Origin of the sequence: Lysinibacillus sp. NPDC098008 (assembly GCF_044760715.1) — a bacterium.
Classification (GTDB): Bacteria; Bacillota; Bacilli; order Bacillales_A; family Planococcaceae; genus Lysinibacillus.
Genome location: NZ_JBIWBA010000018.1, coordinates 72,524 through 87,909, shown reverse-complemented (window position 1 = coordinate 87,909; position 15,386 = coordinate 72,524). Strand labels below are relative to the sequence as shown.

The following is a 15,386-nucleotide window of genomic DNA, read 5'->3' as shown; positions in this document are numbered from 1 at the left end:
TTTTTTCATTTTTTTAGTGAAAAAGAGAATCCCACAGGAAAGGCGATAAATCGCCTTTCCTGTGGGATTTTGTATTTGGGTGTGAATAATTAGGGATATTGATTGTTTCAAGCACTGTTTCCACATGGTCTATTTTTTTAATTTCTTGTATTTGATCGTCTGTTAGTTGTGTAGTATCACCGTACACTTGAATTTTTGTTACGGTTTCATTTGAAAGAATTTCATTGCGTAATGATTCCTGTAAGCCAAAGCCAACTGATGCTAAAACAATTAAAAAGGCACAGCCCATTGTTGCAGCTAATATCGTCATAAAAACACGTAATTTATTTTTCTTAATATGTTGCGTCACAAAATCTAATTGATCCTTAAATAACATAATTAAGCCTCCTCCTTTACAAGTTCCCCATCATACATACGGAAGCGGCTATGTGCAATTGTCGCAACCTCTTCATCATGGGTAATAATAATGAAAGTTAGCCCTAATTCTCGATTTAAGCTTTGAATAAGCAGCAAAATATCTTGCTCTGTTTCAGAATCCAGACTTCCTGTTGGCTCATCTGCCAGCAGTATTGGCGGATTTGTAATAAGGGCACGCGCAATACTTACTCGTTGCTGCTGACCTCCTGATAGCTCATTTGGATAATGGTCTGCAACCTCTGTTAAGCCAACCTTGTCCATTAATTTCTTAACCTTTTCTTTCCGTATAGCTTTGCGTAAGCCTTGTAATTTTAATGGAAGCTCGATATTTTCAAAAGCCGTTAAGCCCGGCATCAATTGAAAGTTTTGAAAAATAAAGCCAAATTGGCGTAAGCGAAACGCAGCACTTTCTGTTTCATTAAGATAGGCCGTTTCTTTCCCATTTACTTTAATTGACCCTTGCTCAGCCTTCATAAAGCCAGCTAAAGTTTGTAATAACGTAGATTTCCCAGAGCCGCTTTTCCCTACAATGGCTACAATTTCTCCTTTTTGAACCTCAAAGTTTACACCCTTTAATACAGGAACTTGTTTTTCCTTGCCTTTTTTACCAATTAAAAATGTATGTTGTAAGTTTTCAACTTGAATCATTTGTCAATAACCGCTCCTTTCTTATTTCATTTTCCATTGTAGAAAATAAATCTTAATAAAGAAGGAGGATAAAAATGAAGATATTCTTAAGAATAGTAAGGACATTTTCCTTCCTTTACATTATCTCTACGATTCTACATACAATATCTGTAGCTACAATGCTTATCATCGTTATTTTGTGAACAAGTTATATTACAGAAATGTAAATTTTCATGTCGAATATAAAATTTTTATGTAGAAATCCTAAAGTTTTTGTTATGATAGTAAAGTTTAGAAGCTGATTAACTTTTTATATCCAGGAGGATTCGATTTACATGCTTAACTCAAAAAAACAAGACCCTTTCTTTATTGCGCTGCATAAAATTGCTGAAAATATGAGAGAGGCTGTACATTACGCAAATGATTTTCGTATTAACAGTGTAGCTGACCTAAAAGAGATTAGCATTACAATGAAAAATTACGAAACTGCTGGCGATAAGCTTATTCATGAACTAATCGTAATGCTCAATAAGTCGTTTATGACACCGATTGAGCGTGAAGATATTTTAGAGTTTGCCATTCGTATGGATGACGTGCTAGACGGTACAGAGCATTGTATTGCACACTTTGAAATGTTTTCACTGACAGAAATTGATGAAGCTATGCGTATTTTCTTAGGCTATATTTCTAAAAGTGCTGATGAAATCGTGAAGGCAACAGAGGAGTTAAAGAAGAAAAATTTAGTTGGCATGCGTCCACACGCAATTCTTATTAAAGACTATGAACGTGAATGTGACGAAGTACAACGTTCATCCATTAAACAATTGTTTTTAAATGAAAAAGACCCAATTCGCATTATTAAATTTAAAGATATATACGAACAACTTGAAGATATCGCTGACTATTGTCAAAACGTAGCAAATACGATGGAAACAATTATCATGCGTAACGCATAATTAGGAGATGGGCATTTTACAATGAATACAATTATTATACTAACCGTATTGGTCGTCATCTTTGCCCTAACATTTGACTTTATCAATGGTTTTCATGATACAGCAAATGCTATCGCAACTTCGGTTTCCACAAGAGCACTGCCACCTCGTGTTGCAATCATGATGGCAGCAGTTATGAACTTTATTGGTGCAATTACCTTTGTAGGTGTTGCCAAAGCTCTTACAAAAGACATTGTAGACCCGTTTTCTTTAAATGCCTTTGAAGGAGATACAACAGGCTCGGTTGTTATATTAGCTGCATTGATTTCAGCTATTATTTGGAATTTATTAACATGGTACTTTGGTATTCCATCTAGTTCTTCACATACATTGATTGGTTCGATTGCTGGTGCTGCTATTGCATCTGCTGGCTTCAATGTTTTAAACTATGGCGGCTTTACTAAAATTATTTTGGCATTAGTTCTATCGCCAATACTTGCTATTTGTGCTGGCTTTATTATGATGACACTGTTTAAATTATGGTTTAAAAACTTAAATTTGTATCGTACAAATAAAGGCTTCCGTACATTACAAATCTTTACAGCAGCCATTCAATCATTTACACATGGCACAAATGATGCCCAAAAAGCAATGGGTATTATGACGATGGCATTAATTGCTGGCGGCTTGCATACAGGAGATGAAATTCCTTTCTGGGTACGAGCAGCAGCAGCTACAGCAATGGGGCTAGGAACCTCAATAGGTGGCTACAAAATTATTAAAACAGTGGGCGGCAAAATTATGAAAATCCGCCCTGTTAATGGTGTTGCGGCAGATTTAGCATCCGCAACTGTAATTTTTGGCGCTACATTGATTCATTTACCAGTATCAACAACACATGTTATTTCCTCATCTATTATGGGTGTTGGCTCTGCACAGCGTGTACGTGGTGTCAACTGGGGTATGGCTCGAAAGATTGTTACAACTTGGGTTATTACAATGCCAATTTCAGCCGTTATGGCATCCATTATTTATTTCTTATTATCATTATTCTTCTAACAATAAGACTCCTGTCCAGAAAACGGACGGGAGTCTTTACTTTGTCACACGACAAAATATGACACATCCATTACACTAATTGAAAAGGAGGATGTTGATACAACTATGAAAACTTTTTCAGCTTTTATCACAGCACATGCTAAAGCAATTGTAGTAATCTGGCTTATTATTTTTCTAGCAATGGCTTTTTTTGCTTTACAACTGCCATCTAAACTTCAAGGCGATGGTTTTTTTGTTGAAGCCGATCATACATATGTGACAAATAAGCTAGCAGAAACCTTTGATTTGCCTTCAGATACGATTTTGATTGTCTTTGATCCAGCAGAAGATCAAAAAATAGAGCACACCTTAAAGAAACTCGACAATATAGAAGAAATTCATTCCATCCAGTCACCTTTAGAAGATGCTTCATTGCGTAAAGATGGTATTGCCTATGCAATGGTTCATTTAAAAAATGATAGTGATAACCTTCCTGATATTGTGAAGGAGTTTCGTTCATCTATTGAAGAAGATGGTGTTCATATTACAGGAGGGCCTGTTATTTCTGCCGATATTAATACAGCTAGCCAAAAGGATTTAGCCTCAGCTGAAGCGATTGGGCTACCAATTGCCATTATCGTGCTATTACTAGCTTTCGGTACTGTTATTGCCTCTATTTTACCTATTGTTATTGGCATTGTTACAGTTGTTACTGCCTTTGGTATAATGACATTGCTTAGCGGCAGTATGAATCTATCCATTTTTGTCTTAAATATTGTCCCAATGCTTGGGCTTGCATTAAGCATTGATTTTGCGTTGCTGTTTATCAATCGTTACAGAGAGGAGCGCACGCATACCTCTGTTGTACAAGCCATTGAAATTGCTGTACAGACAGCAGGACGCTCCATTATTTTCTCTGCTGTCTGTGTCATGATTGGGCTTGGTGCGATGATTGTTATTGATGTAGAGATTTTCCATAATATTGCCCTAGGAGGCACAATTGTTGTTTTATTAGCTGTGCTTTCTGGCTTAACACTACTGCCTGCCACAATGATGCTGTTAGGCGACCGCCTGAATAAATGGCGTTTACTACGTGTAAAGCCAGGTGGTGCTAATCGTTGGCGTGGCTTTGCAGGCTTTGTGATGAAGCATCCTGTAGCAATTGTCATTGCAGCCATGCTATTACTTGGTGTTGGCATGCTTCCGTTAAAGGATATTCAACTAACGATCCCACAGGTTGATTCTTTGCCAACTAAATATGATGCACGTGCTGCCTATGATCAATTAGATAAAACATTCGGACTTGGTGACTCCTCTACGCTTTATTTATTAGCTGAGCGTAAAGAAGGCTGGCAGGATGATGAAGCAAGGCAGCTTATTTATGATATCCAAGAAAAACTCTTAAAGGACCCACTTGTCAATGATGTGTCCACCATCTATACGGTCGCCCAGCTTCAAACGCCTGAGGAACTAACTGCAGCATTAGCGACTCCGCAGGCTGCGGCACACTTACAACCGATTATAGATACATTTTCACAGGACATGCAGCTATTTATACCAATTACCATTGATGCAGCAGGCTCCTCCACTACCGCTCAAGATTTTGCTCGCACATGGATGGATAAGGATTTAGGTGTGGAGTTTGCGCTTGGCGGACCAGCTAAATTTAATCAGGAGATATTTGATGAAATTGCCAATAAAATCGTGCTAGCATTAGCCATTATTATCGTATCAACATTCTTTATTTTAATGCTGGCATTCCGTTCTATTTTAATTCCGCTTAAGGCAATCATTATGAACATAATTGGGTTATCCTCTGCCTTCGGAATACTTGTTTATATTTTCCAATATGGACATTTTGGTATTGAGGCAGGTTCAATTGTCTTAATTATTCCGGTAATTGTTTTCTGTCTTGTATTTGGTTTAAGTATGGATTACGAGGTCTTTTTAATTTCTCGTATTCAGGAGGAATATTTAAAGGGTGCTGATAATACACGTGCTACTGTAGATGGATTAACTTCCACAAGCCGTATTATTACATCCGCAGCACTAATTATGATTGTTATTACAGGGGCATTTGCTTTTACAGATGTAATGCCTGTAAAGCAAATTGGCGTTGGTATAGCTATTGCTGTTGCAATTGATGCAACAATTATTCGTCTTATGCTTGTCCCTAGCCTCATGAAGCTCTTTGGCGATTGGAACTGGTGGCTACCTTTTGCAAAGAAAAATAAATGATAGCAAACATATTGACTAAATAGCCTTTACTTTACAGAGAAAGCCTATGAATCTATTGCGAGGAATACCTTCAACTGAAATAATACAAATAAACTCCGCTTCCCTTTGAGAGGAAGCGGAGCTGTTAATTATGCATAAATGCTGTTATACCATTCTTTTGCAGCTTGTACTTCAGGCATTGTTAGCTGATGACCGAAATTGAACCACCTCGTTGTCACAACTGCACCCGCTGACGTTAATAATACTTCTAAATCCTCCGACTCTTGTGCTGTACACATTGGATCGTTTGTACCTGCACCAATAAAAACAGGCGTAGTAGGGAGCTTAGGCAAGTCAATACCACGTCTTGGCACCATTGGATGATGTAAAATTGCCCCCGCTAGTGCATCTGCATAATGGAATAATAGGCTTGCTGCAATATTTGCACCATTTGAGTAGCCTATTGCCACAATTCGATGACGGTCAAAGCCATATTGCTGCGCTGCCTCATCTAAAAACTCATTCAGTTCTTTTGTACGGAAGATTAAATCCTCAATATCAAAAACACCTTCTGCTAATCGACGGAAAAATCTTGGCATACCATGTTCAAGTACATTTCCTCGAACGCTTAACATATTCGCTGTATGATCTATTTCCTGTGCAAGGCCTACTAAACTTTCTTCATTACCACCTGTGCCATGTAACAACAATAAAGTTGGTTTTGTTTCATCTGTACCTTTTTTAAAAATATGTTGCACAAACAGCCCACCTTCCAATTATCTTGAATTCGAGATAATTGTACCTTGTGGCAAAATTAAATTCAAGCTCTTTGACTTATTAATTTCTCGGTTTTCATGATTCGGCTGCTCTTCATGTTTATCATAAAAGTTTTTAATTGTAAAAACGGAAAATAAGCATGCCGCAATAACAATAGCAATAACAATAATGACTAGTTTCTTTCCATTCATTTTATAACGATCCCCCGCATTGTTTATTTCTTCGTACGAAAGCCTTCTTCTAGTAAATATTCCTTTGCCGCATCATATGTACCAAATGCTTCTTCGAGATTATCACCATGATAAATATTCCAAGAGCGTTGCTCAAAGGCTAGCTGTAATTGTACACCATGTCGGTTATGCCAAGTTTCTACAATCAGCTCCTGCTCCTCTTCCGCCTCCGATAAATAGCTAATAGCATCCTCAATAATTTCAAGGAGCTGTTGCTCACTATAATCACGAATATTCACTAAGCCTTTATCGTTTGCTTCATGCTCATAGCGCAATAAATCGCCAACAAAAACAAAGCCGTTGCCATTTGGGTGCAATTTTTCAACCACGATCGTTTTTTCATAGAGGCTGTCCATATAGTGATAATTTAAACGCTTTAATGAAATTTCTTTTTTGGTTAGTTCAGAAAACGATTCAATAATCGCTTGCTTCTGTTCAAATGTTAGCATAGTACAAATGCTCCTTTTCTCTTTTATAAATTGGACTGCTTTAATTATCTCAGTAGTCATTTCTGATATTTTCTACAACCTACCTTACAGTATAACTTATTTTTTCTACTATCACGTTTAGAAATTGTGTTAGCAGATGTCAAATAAATAGGATAAGCCAGCATTGTAGCTTATCCCCTTTATCTTGGTTTGGCAAATTCCTTTTGTATCGAAAGCGAAGGGACAAATCCCTTTTGCGCGAAAGCAAAGCGACAGCAGCAGATATTTTTGCGCGAAAGCAAAGCAACAGCAGCAGATATTTTTGCGCGAAAGCAAAGCAACAGCAGCAGATATAGAAGACCCCTTCCTCTGCTAAGCTAGTATATCCATCATCGTTTAGTGTTAAGCAAATGTGCTTTCCTGAGCAAATTTTATAACTTGTGCAACATAGAGCTCTCGATACGGAACAAACTGTGCTGTACTAACAGGTCTAACAATTTTCACACGTTGACCATCAGGAAAATATTCATAGCCTTCAATATTTAATGTTGTTGTTTCACCTAAAAAGAATGTCTTTGCCTCATCAAGCTTTGCTCTTACAACACCTGATACTTCCTCATACTGTAATGCAAAGGCATCCCAATCATGTTTAAAATGATAGAGATACACATGACAAAATTCATTATCAATCATATTTTCAGAAACAATGCTACAAGAGGTCATGCCCATTTTAACGACTTCATGTACAGCTATATCAAGCCCCAATTCTTCTTTTACTTCACGAATACCTGACTCCACTGTTTCGGTTGCAAGAAGATGACCTGCTGCTGTAATATCAAGTAGCCCTGGATAATCCTTTTTCTGTAAGCTTCGTATTTGAAAATAAATATACTCCTTATTAACAAGCCAGCAATGAAATGTTTCATGCCATAGTCCTTTCGCATGTACCTCTGCTCTTGTAGCTGTGCCTATTTGCTTGTGCTGCTCATTAAACACCTTTACAATTTCTTGTTCCATTTTCTATACTCCTATACTGACTTCGTCGCTTTGGTCTTAATCGCTTTACGTTGATCGTAAAGATTAGATGCAATCACCTTTAACACTGCATAAAATGGCACAGCAATAATAATTCCAACAAAGCCAGCAATATTACCCGCTGCTAAAATAATTGTAATAACTGTTAGTGGATGAATATCAAGAGATTTCCCCATCACATTAGGAGTAATAAAGTTGCTATCTATTTGCTGGGCAACAAGCGTTACAACAGATACCCAAATGACTAAAACAGGGTCTTGAATTATCGCTACAATAAGCGCTGGTGTAAATGCTATCCACGGTCCAATGAACGGAATCATATTCATTAAAAAGGCAAAGAGTACCAATAATAATGAATATTCTAAGCCGATAATCAAATAGCCTACATACATAATAAGCGCTAATAAAAAGCTAATTTGTAGCTGACCTTGAATATAGCTACGCAATACATCGTCAATTTCGCTTAATGTCTTCTTTACCCATGCCTGACGCTCGCCACTAAAGTATTTATAGATAGATGGCGCAAATTTTTCATGATCCTTTAGCATAAAAATAAAGAAAAATGGAATTAAAATAGCGAGCAATGATACAGACACAACGGATTGTAAAAAGGCAACAAGCCCTTTACTCACAGCAATCGCTATATCCTGTATAGAGTTTGCTATATTGTCAATCATATCGTTTAATTGCGGCGGGAGATTATCCTTATTTTGTAGCATATCTGTTATACTTTGAATGCCTGAACTAACACTCGCACTAATCATAGGGGCATTTTTCACGAGCTTATTAACCTGATCTGCTATTGGATTACCAATAATCCAGCCAAAGCTACCAACAATCGCAACTAACCCCACGATAATTGTTAAAATACTTGCCCATCTTGGCCATTTTCGCTTTTCTAAAAACCTTTGAATAGGCTCAGTTACATAATACAAAACACCACCAAGTAGTAACGGCACAAAAATTGCTTTTAAGATAATACCAAGTGGCGAAAAAATCCAATGAATCTCTATAAAATATTTAATAATTAATAGTGTAAGTAATATCCCTACACCAACCTGAAACCAAACCTTCCTCGTCACTTCTATTCACTTCCTTTTATCACAGTTACTGAAAATACTACTGATATATATCTTGTTTCACAAGTATCCTAGTATATATTATGAAAATAAAGTAAGGAACTAAAAAAATTCGCCCACTTCCATAATTTTTATCATGGAAGCATTGCGAATTTTTTCATACATTATAATGATAAATCGTCTACTGAATTTAAGTATGCCTCAATTTCACCAATAACCGATTCAACACAGCCATCCTCAAATGGCGAAATTAAACCTGCCTCTTTCACAAGCTTTGTAAACGACATAGAGCCACCTAAACGGCATAGATGAATATAATCTTTCCAAGCAGCATCAAATTCTTCACGTGAACGTTTCCAAAACTGGAAGGCACAAATTTGTGCTAATGTGTAATCAATATAATAGAACGGGCTTGCATAAATATGAGCTTGACGTTGCCAAATGCCCCCAGCCTCTAAATAGCTATTATGATCGTAGTCGCGATGTGGTAAATATGTTTCCTCAATCTTTTTCCATGCTGCCTTACGTTCAGCCGGTGTCATTGTTGGATTTTCATAAATAACATGCTGGAATTCATCAACGGCAACACCATATGGTAAAAACAATAAGCTACTGCTTAAATGGGTAAATTTATATTTTTCTGTATCCTCTTTAAAGAATAGTTCCATCCATGGCCATGTGAAAAATTCCATACTCATTGAATGAATTTCACAAGATTCATAAGTCGGCCATAAATATTCAGGAATGCCGATATTGCGGCTTGAATAGATTTGGAATGCATGTCCAGCCTCATGTGTTAATACATCAATATCGCCTGACGTACCATTAAAATTCGAGAAAATAAACGGAGAATGATAGTTTTCAATAAATGTACAATAACCACCACTTTCTTTACCTTTCTTCGCCACTAAATCCATTAATTCATGGTCTATCATAAAGTTAAAGAACTCCCCTGTTTCAGGTGATAGCTCCTCATACATTTTTTTACCGTTTGCTACAATCCACTCTGCATTACCTTTTGGCGTCGCATTACCTGATAAAAAGTTAAATGCCTCATCATAAAACTTAAAATCTTCAATACCAATACGCTTTGCCTGACGCTGATATAGCTTAGTCGCTACAGGAACAATTAAATCGCGCACTTGATCACGGAATTTTTTCACCATCTCCGCATTATAATCAATGCGATTCATACGAATATAGCCTAATTCCACATAATTGTTATAGCCTAGTTTTACAGCAATTTCATGGCGTACCTTGACAAGCTCATCATATAAACGGTCAAATTCTTCCTCATGCTCAGCAAAGAAGCCAAAACGTGCCTCTGTTGCTGCTTTACGTGTTGCTCGATCAGTGGACTCTGCAAAGGGACCAAGCTGTGCCAATGTTAACGTTTCACCATTAAATTCGATTTGTGCGGAAGCAACAAGCTTATTATATTCAGAAACAAGCTTGTTCTCCTTTTGCATTAAATCAATAACTTCTGGGGAGAAGCCTTTAATTTGATAGGTTGCTAAATCGAATAGCTGCTGTCCCCATTTTTCTTCGAGCTGCTCACGGAATGGTGAGGTAATTAGTGCTTTATAATATTCTGTTGTTACCTCTTCAAGCTGTGGACCAACCTCATCAAAGTAATCACGTTCCACTTGATAAAATTCATCATTTGTATCAATGGAAGCGCGAATATAGCATAAATTAGCCATTGTTGCAAAATCATTGCTAATCGCATTTAAGCTTGCAATAATATTATTCTGCTCGTCCATCGTTTGTGCCTGTTTAAATTCTTCAATTAATGCTAATTGCTGTTCCTTCATTTCTTCAACATTTGGACGGCTGTATTCATAGTCTTTAAATGTTTTCATAAAGTCCCTTCTTTCTTGTTAATTAACCTGTAATATTTCTATTATATGCCAAAATTTTATCATTTATCAATTATACCTCTGCACAAAACATTTAATATCCTACAATATATGTTTTTAATAAAGCAGCCCTTTCCCTTATCCTTAGCTTAGCTTCTACTGATTTCGGTGTTTTAGCTGCGAGAACATCTCCTTCAAAGCCTAAAGACTCGGCTAGATATTTTGCACGTTTAAGATGGAAGTCATTCGACACAATCGTAATTTTCTTTGTGTCTTTTGGTAGTAATTCCTTGGAAAACTTTAAATTTTCATAGGTGGATGTAGATTTATCCTCCACAATTATTCTAGCTGCATCAATACCATTTCGTTCAAGATATTCCTGCATAATAGATGCCTCTGTACGATCTTCATCTGGCCCTTGCCCTCCTGAAACAACTACCTTTACATGTGGATAGCTCGTTAAATATGGAACTGCCGCCTCTAAACGACTTTTTAATGACAGTGAGGGCACACCACCAGGTTTTACTTTAGCTCCTAATATAATCATATAGTCAGCCGAACCATCTGCATTTGATTCAGCATTTCGCTCAATTTCTTCTCCCAGCCAAATATAGAGTATTGTTCCTGCCCCTGCTAGCAGAATACTCACACCTATTATCCATCTTTTCACAAACTACCCCTCCTTTACCTTTTACTAACGTTTGACAGAAAAAAAGGATGCTTGTACTAAAGCATCCCCATAGTGTCGAAACAAAACTGTCTATGCAATTCTTATCAATATCGTAAGGAGTAGATTTCTATTTCTGACTACTCGCTCGCAATTGTAACAGCAACAACATCCTTAATCTACCATAATACATCTTTTATAATTATATAAGGCTACCTTAGTACAAAACGCTTAATAGATTCTTGAAGCGCTGTTATTTCATCTGTTAAATCATTGGAAGATTCACTAACAAGCTGAATTGCTCGTTGCTGTTCATCTACAGATGCTGTTACTTCCTCAGAGGCTGCAGCATTTTTCTCACTAATCGTTGCAATACTTTCAATCGATTGGAGAATATGATTTTTAGAGCTATTCAAATGTTCAACACCATTTGTCATCTCTCCAATAATAGAAATAATCTTTTCCACTGCCAGCTTAATTTCCTTAAAGGACAACTCTGTAACCTCCACAGAATCATTTTGCTGACGTACAATAGTATGGGTTTTTTGCATTTCATCATTTACTAAGTTTGTTTCTCTTTCAATACCCTTTAATGTAGTGTGAACTAGCTCTGTTGCAGCTGATGTTTGGTCAGCAAGCTTCCTTACCTCCTCTGCTACAACCGCAAACCCTTTACCATGCTCGCCAGCTCGTGCTGCCTCAATGGATGCATTTAATGCAAGCAGATTTGTTTGATCAGAGATTTCCGTAATTGTGCCAACAATGCCTTCTATCTCTCGCACTTTAACAATTAAACTACTAAATACTGATTGAATGCTGTGAATAAGCGTTGAAGATTCCTGTGATTTCTCTTTTAAGCTATCTATATTCATAAGCCCATCTTCATTTGACTTTTGCATATGCTGCGAGGCATCAAGCATTAATTCATTTTTATCATGCAATAATTCAATTTGCTGAGCAAAATCAGTAGCTGTTCGGTTTGTATCTTCTGCATCAGATGCTTGCTTTACTGCACCCTTTGATACTTCATTGATTGCTTTAACAATTTCATCGCCATAGGCATTTGTTTCTTCTGCAACTGCAGTTAAGTTTGCTGATGTAGATTGTATTTCTACAATGGCTTCCTCTACATCTGAAATGAGTGTTTTCAGTTGATTGACCATCTCGTTAAAGCCATCATTTAACTGTCCAATTTCATCGGAACGCTGTAAATGCTCAATTTCCACAGTTAAATTTCCCTTCGCTACTTCACGGACACGTTTTGATAGCTTTAGAACTGGTAATGCCAAATGTCTTGACACTAAAATAACAATAATAGTGCCTATAATAATAGCCCCTACTAATGTCATACCAATAACAAGCAACAAGGAGTTCGCTTCTTCATTAAAGTCTTGCATATACGTGCCTGATGCAACAATCCATCCCCAGTGCGGGTCTTTCATAGAATAAATAATTTTATCTGCTAGCACCTCCTGCCCAGGCAGCTCAAATTCATATTCTGTAAAGCCGCCACCATCAAGTGCCTTTTCCGTTACCTCTCGAATAAAATAGTTACCACTACTATCTTTGTCCTCCCAAAGATTATCCCCTTCACGCGTTGGATGTGTTGTTAATGTCCCCTTATCATCTAACACATAAATATAGCCATACTCGCCTAAATCACCAGGATAATTAATAGGTCGCTTGCCCTCGCTATCTTTAGGGCCAAGAAACGCCTCACGTACTCTCTCCTGCGCCTCCTCTAAAGATATATCGCCCCTTTCAACACCTTCGTTTGCTAGCTCAATTAATTGCACAGCAGATTCAACACTATTACGAATAACCTGCTGCCCAATTTCCTCCATTCCGTTTTTCGCTTTCCCATAACTCACTAAACCAATTATTAAACTCGGTATAATCAATAATGCTAATGAAATAATAATTAGTTTCCCCTGAATTGAACGTAAAAACTTCATATATGTACCTCCCCCTATTTTCTGCGTTCAACAATATATTAATTTCTATTATGTTATGGTTTGAAAGTTTTCTCAATGGGTAAAGCACAAATTATTTTCTTTATTCCCTTAATATGGCTTATTTTCATATATAATGATTCATTACTTTAGTAGTAAATATTACCTTATAAAAGCTTGTTTTTTATAAAAAAAACTATTTCTCCATAAAGTTATCCCTTATAGAGAAATAGTTTTATAATTATGATAATTTGAATGTATTAATTGCTTCAATTACTTCTTTTGATGTTTGATCTAAAATAGCCACCACCTCATTTAATTCAGAAACCATTGTTACTTGTAAATCTGAGGCTGCCGCCACCTCTTTCGTGCCTTGTGCACTTCGCTGTGCAATATTGCTCATCTGCTCCACAGTGGCTAATACTTCTTCAGAGCCAGCTGACATTTCTTCAATTACCGCTGAGTCATCTTGAATTTTATTATTTACCTCAACAACAGATTGCAAGATTTGCTCTAAGCTTTCACCAATATGCTGTACTGCTTCAGTGCCTGCTTGTACATCCTTTGTACTACTAGACATCTCCTGCAATGCCCGTGCTGTAATATTTTTAAAGCTTGCTAACTGCATGTATATCTTATCAGCAGACTCCTTTGACATTTCTGCAAGTTTACGTACCTCGTCTGCTACTACTGCAAAGCCCTTACCTGCTTCCCCAGCCCTTGCTGCTTCAATGGCTGCGTTTAATGCCAATAAATTTGTTTGCTCAGCAATACTTGTAATAATTGTTACCATCTCTTCAATTGAACGGAATTTTTCACCCATTTCCTCTACATGATTAGCCGTTCGGAACACGGAAGACTCTACGCTTTGAATTTGCGATACAACATCTTGGGAATGATTAACGCTTGTTTCCACTAAATCCGTCATCATTGAGGATGATTCTGCAATTTCAGACGTTGTATCTGCTAAACGTTGAATACCGATCGACATTTCATTCATCGTTAATACAACCTCTTGATTGTTGTGCTGCTGCTGCTCACTACCAGCAGCGATTTCCACCATACGGTCTGCAATTTGACTGTTAGAAGCTTCTACATTTTGTGTTGTTGTATCTATTTTATGAATAACATTTTGTAGAGCGACTGTTCTTTGCTGAATTGTTTGGAATGTTGCTTTTAATTTTTCCAATGATTCCTTAAAAGCTTTTGCAAAAACAGTAATTTCATTGTTGCCCTTCAATTGGATATTGTCGACTTCATTTGTTGCCTTTACAATATCTCCTTGTGCAAAGCTTTCAGCTACCGCTCCTAAAGTTGCCAATGGCTTTAACGCTCGGTTTATGTAGCTATACATAATAAACATTACAATACCGATTAAAACTAATATGACTACAATTAATGTAGGCAAAATCGAAGCTAGCACATCACTAGCCACACTACTTACCTCTGTCGCTTCTATATCTACTCCTACAAAGGCAACAACATGACCAGACTCATCCTTTAATGGCACGGTACCTGATATATAATCACCAAAATCACTATGTAAAATTTCACTATAATAACTACCATCATCGATTACTTTTGCAATATCTTTATACGATGTAGAGGATGATTCATCACCTATAGCTCCTGAATTTTCTATATCATCTGCAGGCATACCATCTACTAAAAACCGAACTTTTTGATCATCTCCCGGCACTGCGAAAGTATAAGCATAGAGTACACCGTTCATTTCACGTAATTCATTAAGCTCTTCTCGTAGCTGCCAGTATAATTCCGATTCTATTGGTTCTTCAGAAAGCATAGCATAATCATCTGCATCTAAATATTTTGCAATATTCTCAGCAACTACAACTGCCTGTATACCCATTGTTTTATTCACGGACGACTTTGCTGTATAAACTGTCATTATAATAAAAAAGGCTAATAAAGCGACTAGCATTAATAATGACATTAATACGATTTTATTGCTTAATTTACTTGTCCTCATACTTTCCTCCTCTAGCATATTAATATTTTACAATTCTCTATTGTACTACTTTTCAGGTAATTCGACAAAAAACTATGACTATAGTGTTAATATAGATTGTAAAAAACGCCTTACTGTCCTTTTATCATACACGTT

14 protein-coding genes are annotated in these 15,386 nt (G+C 36.9%); 3 read left to right on the top strand and 11 right to left on the bottom strand.

Annotated features, from left to right (window positions below):
* Positions 1-13: 13 nt before the first annotated feature.
* Positions 14-376, bottom strand: a complete 363-nt coding sequence (locus ACIQVU_RS14935; protein ID WP_402896165.1) for an ABC transporter permease — start codon at positions 374-376, stop codon at positions 14-16.
* A gap of 2 nt (positions 377-378) precedes the next feature.
* Positions 379-1,065, bottom strand: coding sequence for an ABC transporter ATP-binding protein (locus tag ACIQVU_RS14930; RefSeq protein ID WP_340807995.1), 687 nt, complete (start codon positions 1,063-1,065; stop codon positions 379-381).
* Positions 1,066-1,379: 314 nt separating this feature from the next.
* On the opposite strand from ACIQVU_RS14930, the gene ACIQVU_RS14925 reads away from it, so the two are divergent.
* The 3 genes from ACIQVU_RS14925 to ACIQVU_RS14915 all read left to right on the top strand — a co-directional run bounded on the left by ACIQVU_RS14925 (position 1,380) and on the right by ACIQVU_RS14915 (position 5,255).
* Complete coding sequence (locus ACIQVU_RS14925; protein ID WP_340807996.1) at positions 1,380-2,000, top strand: DUF47 domain-containing protein; 621 nt, start codon at positions 1,380-1,382, stop codon at positions 1,998-2,000.
* Between the two features lie 21 nt (positions 2,001-2,021).
* Positions 2,022-3,038, top strand: a complete 1,017-nt coding sequence (locus ACIQVU_RS14920; RefSeq protein WP_340807997.1) for an inorganic phosphate transporter — start codon at positions 2,022-2,024, stop codon at positions 3,036-3,038.
* Between the two features lie 105 nt (positions 3,039-3,143).
* Positions 3,144-5,255 (top strand): MMPL family transporter, encoded by a 2,112-nt coding sequence (locus ACIQVU_RS14915; RefSeq protein WP_340807999.1) that lies wholly within the window; start codon positions 3,144-3,146, stop codon positions 5,253-5,255.
* Between the two features lie 128 nt (positions 5,256-5,383).
* Here the strand turns inward: ACIQVU_RS14915 and ACIQVU_RS14910 are convergent, their stop codons facing one another.
* The 9 genes from ACIQVU_RS14910 to ACIQVU_RS14870 all read right to left on the bottom strand — a co-directional run bounded on the left by ACIQVU_RS14910 (position 5,384) and on the right by ACIQVU_RS14870 (position 15,251).
* Complete coding sequence (locus ACIQVU_RS14910) at positions 5,384-5,992, bottom strand: alpha/beta hydrolase (RefSeq protein WP_340808000.1); 609 nt, start codon at positions 5,990-5,992, stop codon at positions 5,384-5,386.
* An 18-nt stretch (positions 5,993-6,010) separates the two neighbouring features.
* Positions 6,011-6,202 carry a hypothetical protein gene (locus tag ACIQVU_RS14905; RefSeq protein WP_340808001.1) on the bottom strand — a complete coding sequence of 64 codons (192 nt, stop codon included), beginning with the start codon at positions 6,200-6,202 and terminating at the stop codon, positions 6,011-6,013.
* A 23-nt stretch (positions 6,203-6,225) separates the two neighbouring features.
* A complete protein-coding gene (locus tag ACIQVU_RS14900; RefSeq protein ID WP_340808002.1) occupies positions 6,226-6,690 on the bottom strand; it encodes a hypothetical protein in 465 nt (154 codons plus the stop codon).
* A 381-nt stretch (positions 6,691-7,071) separates the two neighbouring features.
* Positions 7,072-7,686 carry an NUDIX hydrolase gene (locus ACIQVU_RS14895; protein WP_340808004.1) on the bottom strand — a complete coding sequence of 205 codons (615 nt, stop codon included), beginning with the start codon at positions 7,684-7,686 and terminating at the stop codon, positions 7,072-7,074.
* A gap of 11 nt (positions 7,687-7,697) precedes the next feature.
* Positions 7,698-8,786, bottom strand: coding sequence for an AI-2E family transporter (locus tag ACIQVU_RS14890; protein ID WP_340808005.1), 1,089 nt, complete (start codon positions 8,784-8,786; stop codon positions 7,698-7,700).
* Between the two features lie 161 nt (positions 8,787-8,947).
* On the bottom strand, positions 8,948-10,645 hold the full coding sequence (locus tag ACIQVU_RS14885) for a M3 family oligoendopeptidase (RefSeq protein WP_340808007.1): 1,698 nt from the start codon (positions 10,643-10,645) through the stop codon (positions 8,948-8,950).
* A gap of 91 nt (positions 10,646-10,736) precedes the next feature.
* On the bottom strand, positions 10,737-11,312 hold the full coding sequence (locus tag ACIQVU_RS14880; protein WP_340808009.1) for a YdcF family protein: 576 nt from the start codon (positions 11,310-11,312) through the stop codon (positions 10,737-10,739).
* Positions 11,313-11,521: 209 nt separating this feature from the next.
* Positions 11,522-13,264 (bottom strand): methyl-accepting chemotaxis protein, encoded by a 1,743-nt coding sequence (locus ACIQVU_RS14875; RefSeq protein WP_340808010.1) that lies wholly within the window; start codon positions 13,262-13,264, stop codon positions 11,522-11,524.
* 238 nt (positions 13,265-13,502) lie between these two features.
* Positions 13,503-15,251, bottom strand: a complete 1,749-nt coding sequence (locus ACIQVU_RS14870; RefSeq protein ID WP_340808012.1) for a methyl-accepting chemotaxis protein — start codon at positions 15,249-15,251, stop codon at positions 13,503-13,505.
* Positions 15,252-15,386 lie beyond the last annotated feature (135 nt).

Excerpts from the sequence above, each read along its gene's own strand:
- ACIQVU_RS14915 (WP_340807999.1), top strand. The coding sequence starts at position 3,144 with ATGAAAACTTTTTCAGCTTTTATCACAGCACATGCTAAAGCAATTGTA.
- ACIQVU_RS14935 (WP_402896165.1), bottom strand. The coding sequence starts at position 376 with ATGTTATTTAAGGATCAATTAGATTTTGTGACGCAACATATTAAGAAA.
- ACIQVU_RS14895 (WP_340808004.1), bottom strand. The coding sequence starts at position 7,686 with ATGGAACAAGAAATTGTAAAGGTGTTTAATGAGCAGCACAAGCAAATA.
- ACIQVU_RS14930 (WP_340807995.1), bottom strand. The coding sequence starts at position 1,065 with ATGATTCAAGTTGAAAACTTACAACATACATTTTTAATTGGTAAAAAA.
- ACIQVU_RS14875 (WP_340808010.1), bottom strand. The coding sequence starts at position 13,264 with ATGAAGTTTTTACGTTCAATTCAGGGGAAACTAATTATTATTTCATTA.
- ACIQVU_RS14885 (WP_340808007.1), bottom strand. The coding sequence starts at position 10,645 with ATGAAAACATTTAAAGACTATGAATACAGCCGTCCAAATGTTGAAGAA.
- ACIQVU_RS14905 (WP_340808001.1), bottom strand. The coding sequence starts at position 6,202 with ATGAATGGAAAGAAACTAGTCATTATTGTTATTGCTATTGTTATTGCG.
- ACIQVU_RS14925 (WP_340807996.1), top strand. The coding sequence starts at position 1,380 with ATGCTTAACTCAAAAAAACAAGACCCTTTCTTTATTGCGCTGCATAAA.
- ACIQVU_RS14870 (WP_340808012.1), bottom strand. The coding sequence starts at position 15,251 with ATGAGGACAAGTAAATTAAGCAATAAAATCGTATTAATGTCATTATTA.
- ACIQVU_RS14920 (WP_340807997.1), top strand. The coding sequence starts at position 2,022 with ATGAATACAATTATTATACTAACCGTATTGGTCGTCATCTTTGCCCTA.
- ACIQVU_RS14900 (WP_340808002.1), bottom strand. The coding sequence starts at position 6,690 with ATGCTAACATTTGAACAGAAGCAAGCGATTATTGAATCGTTTTCTGAA.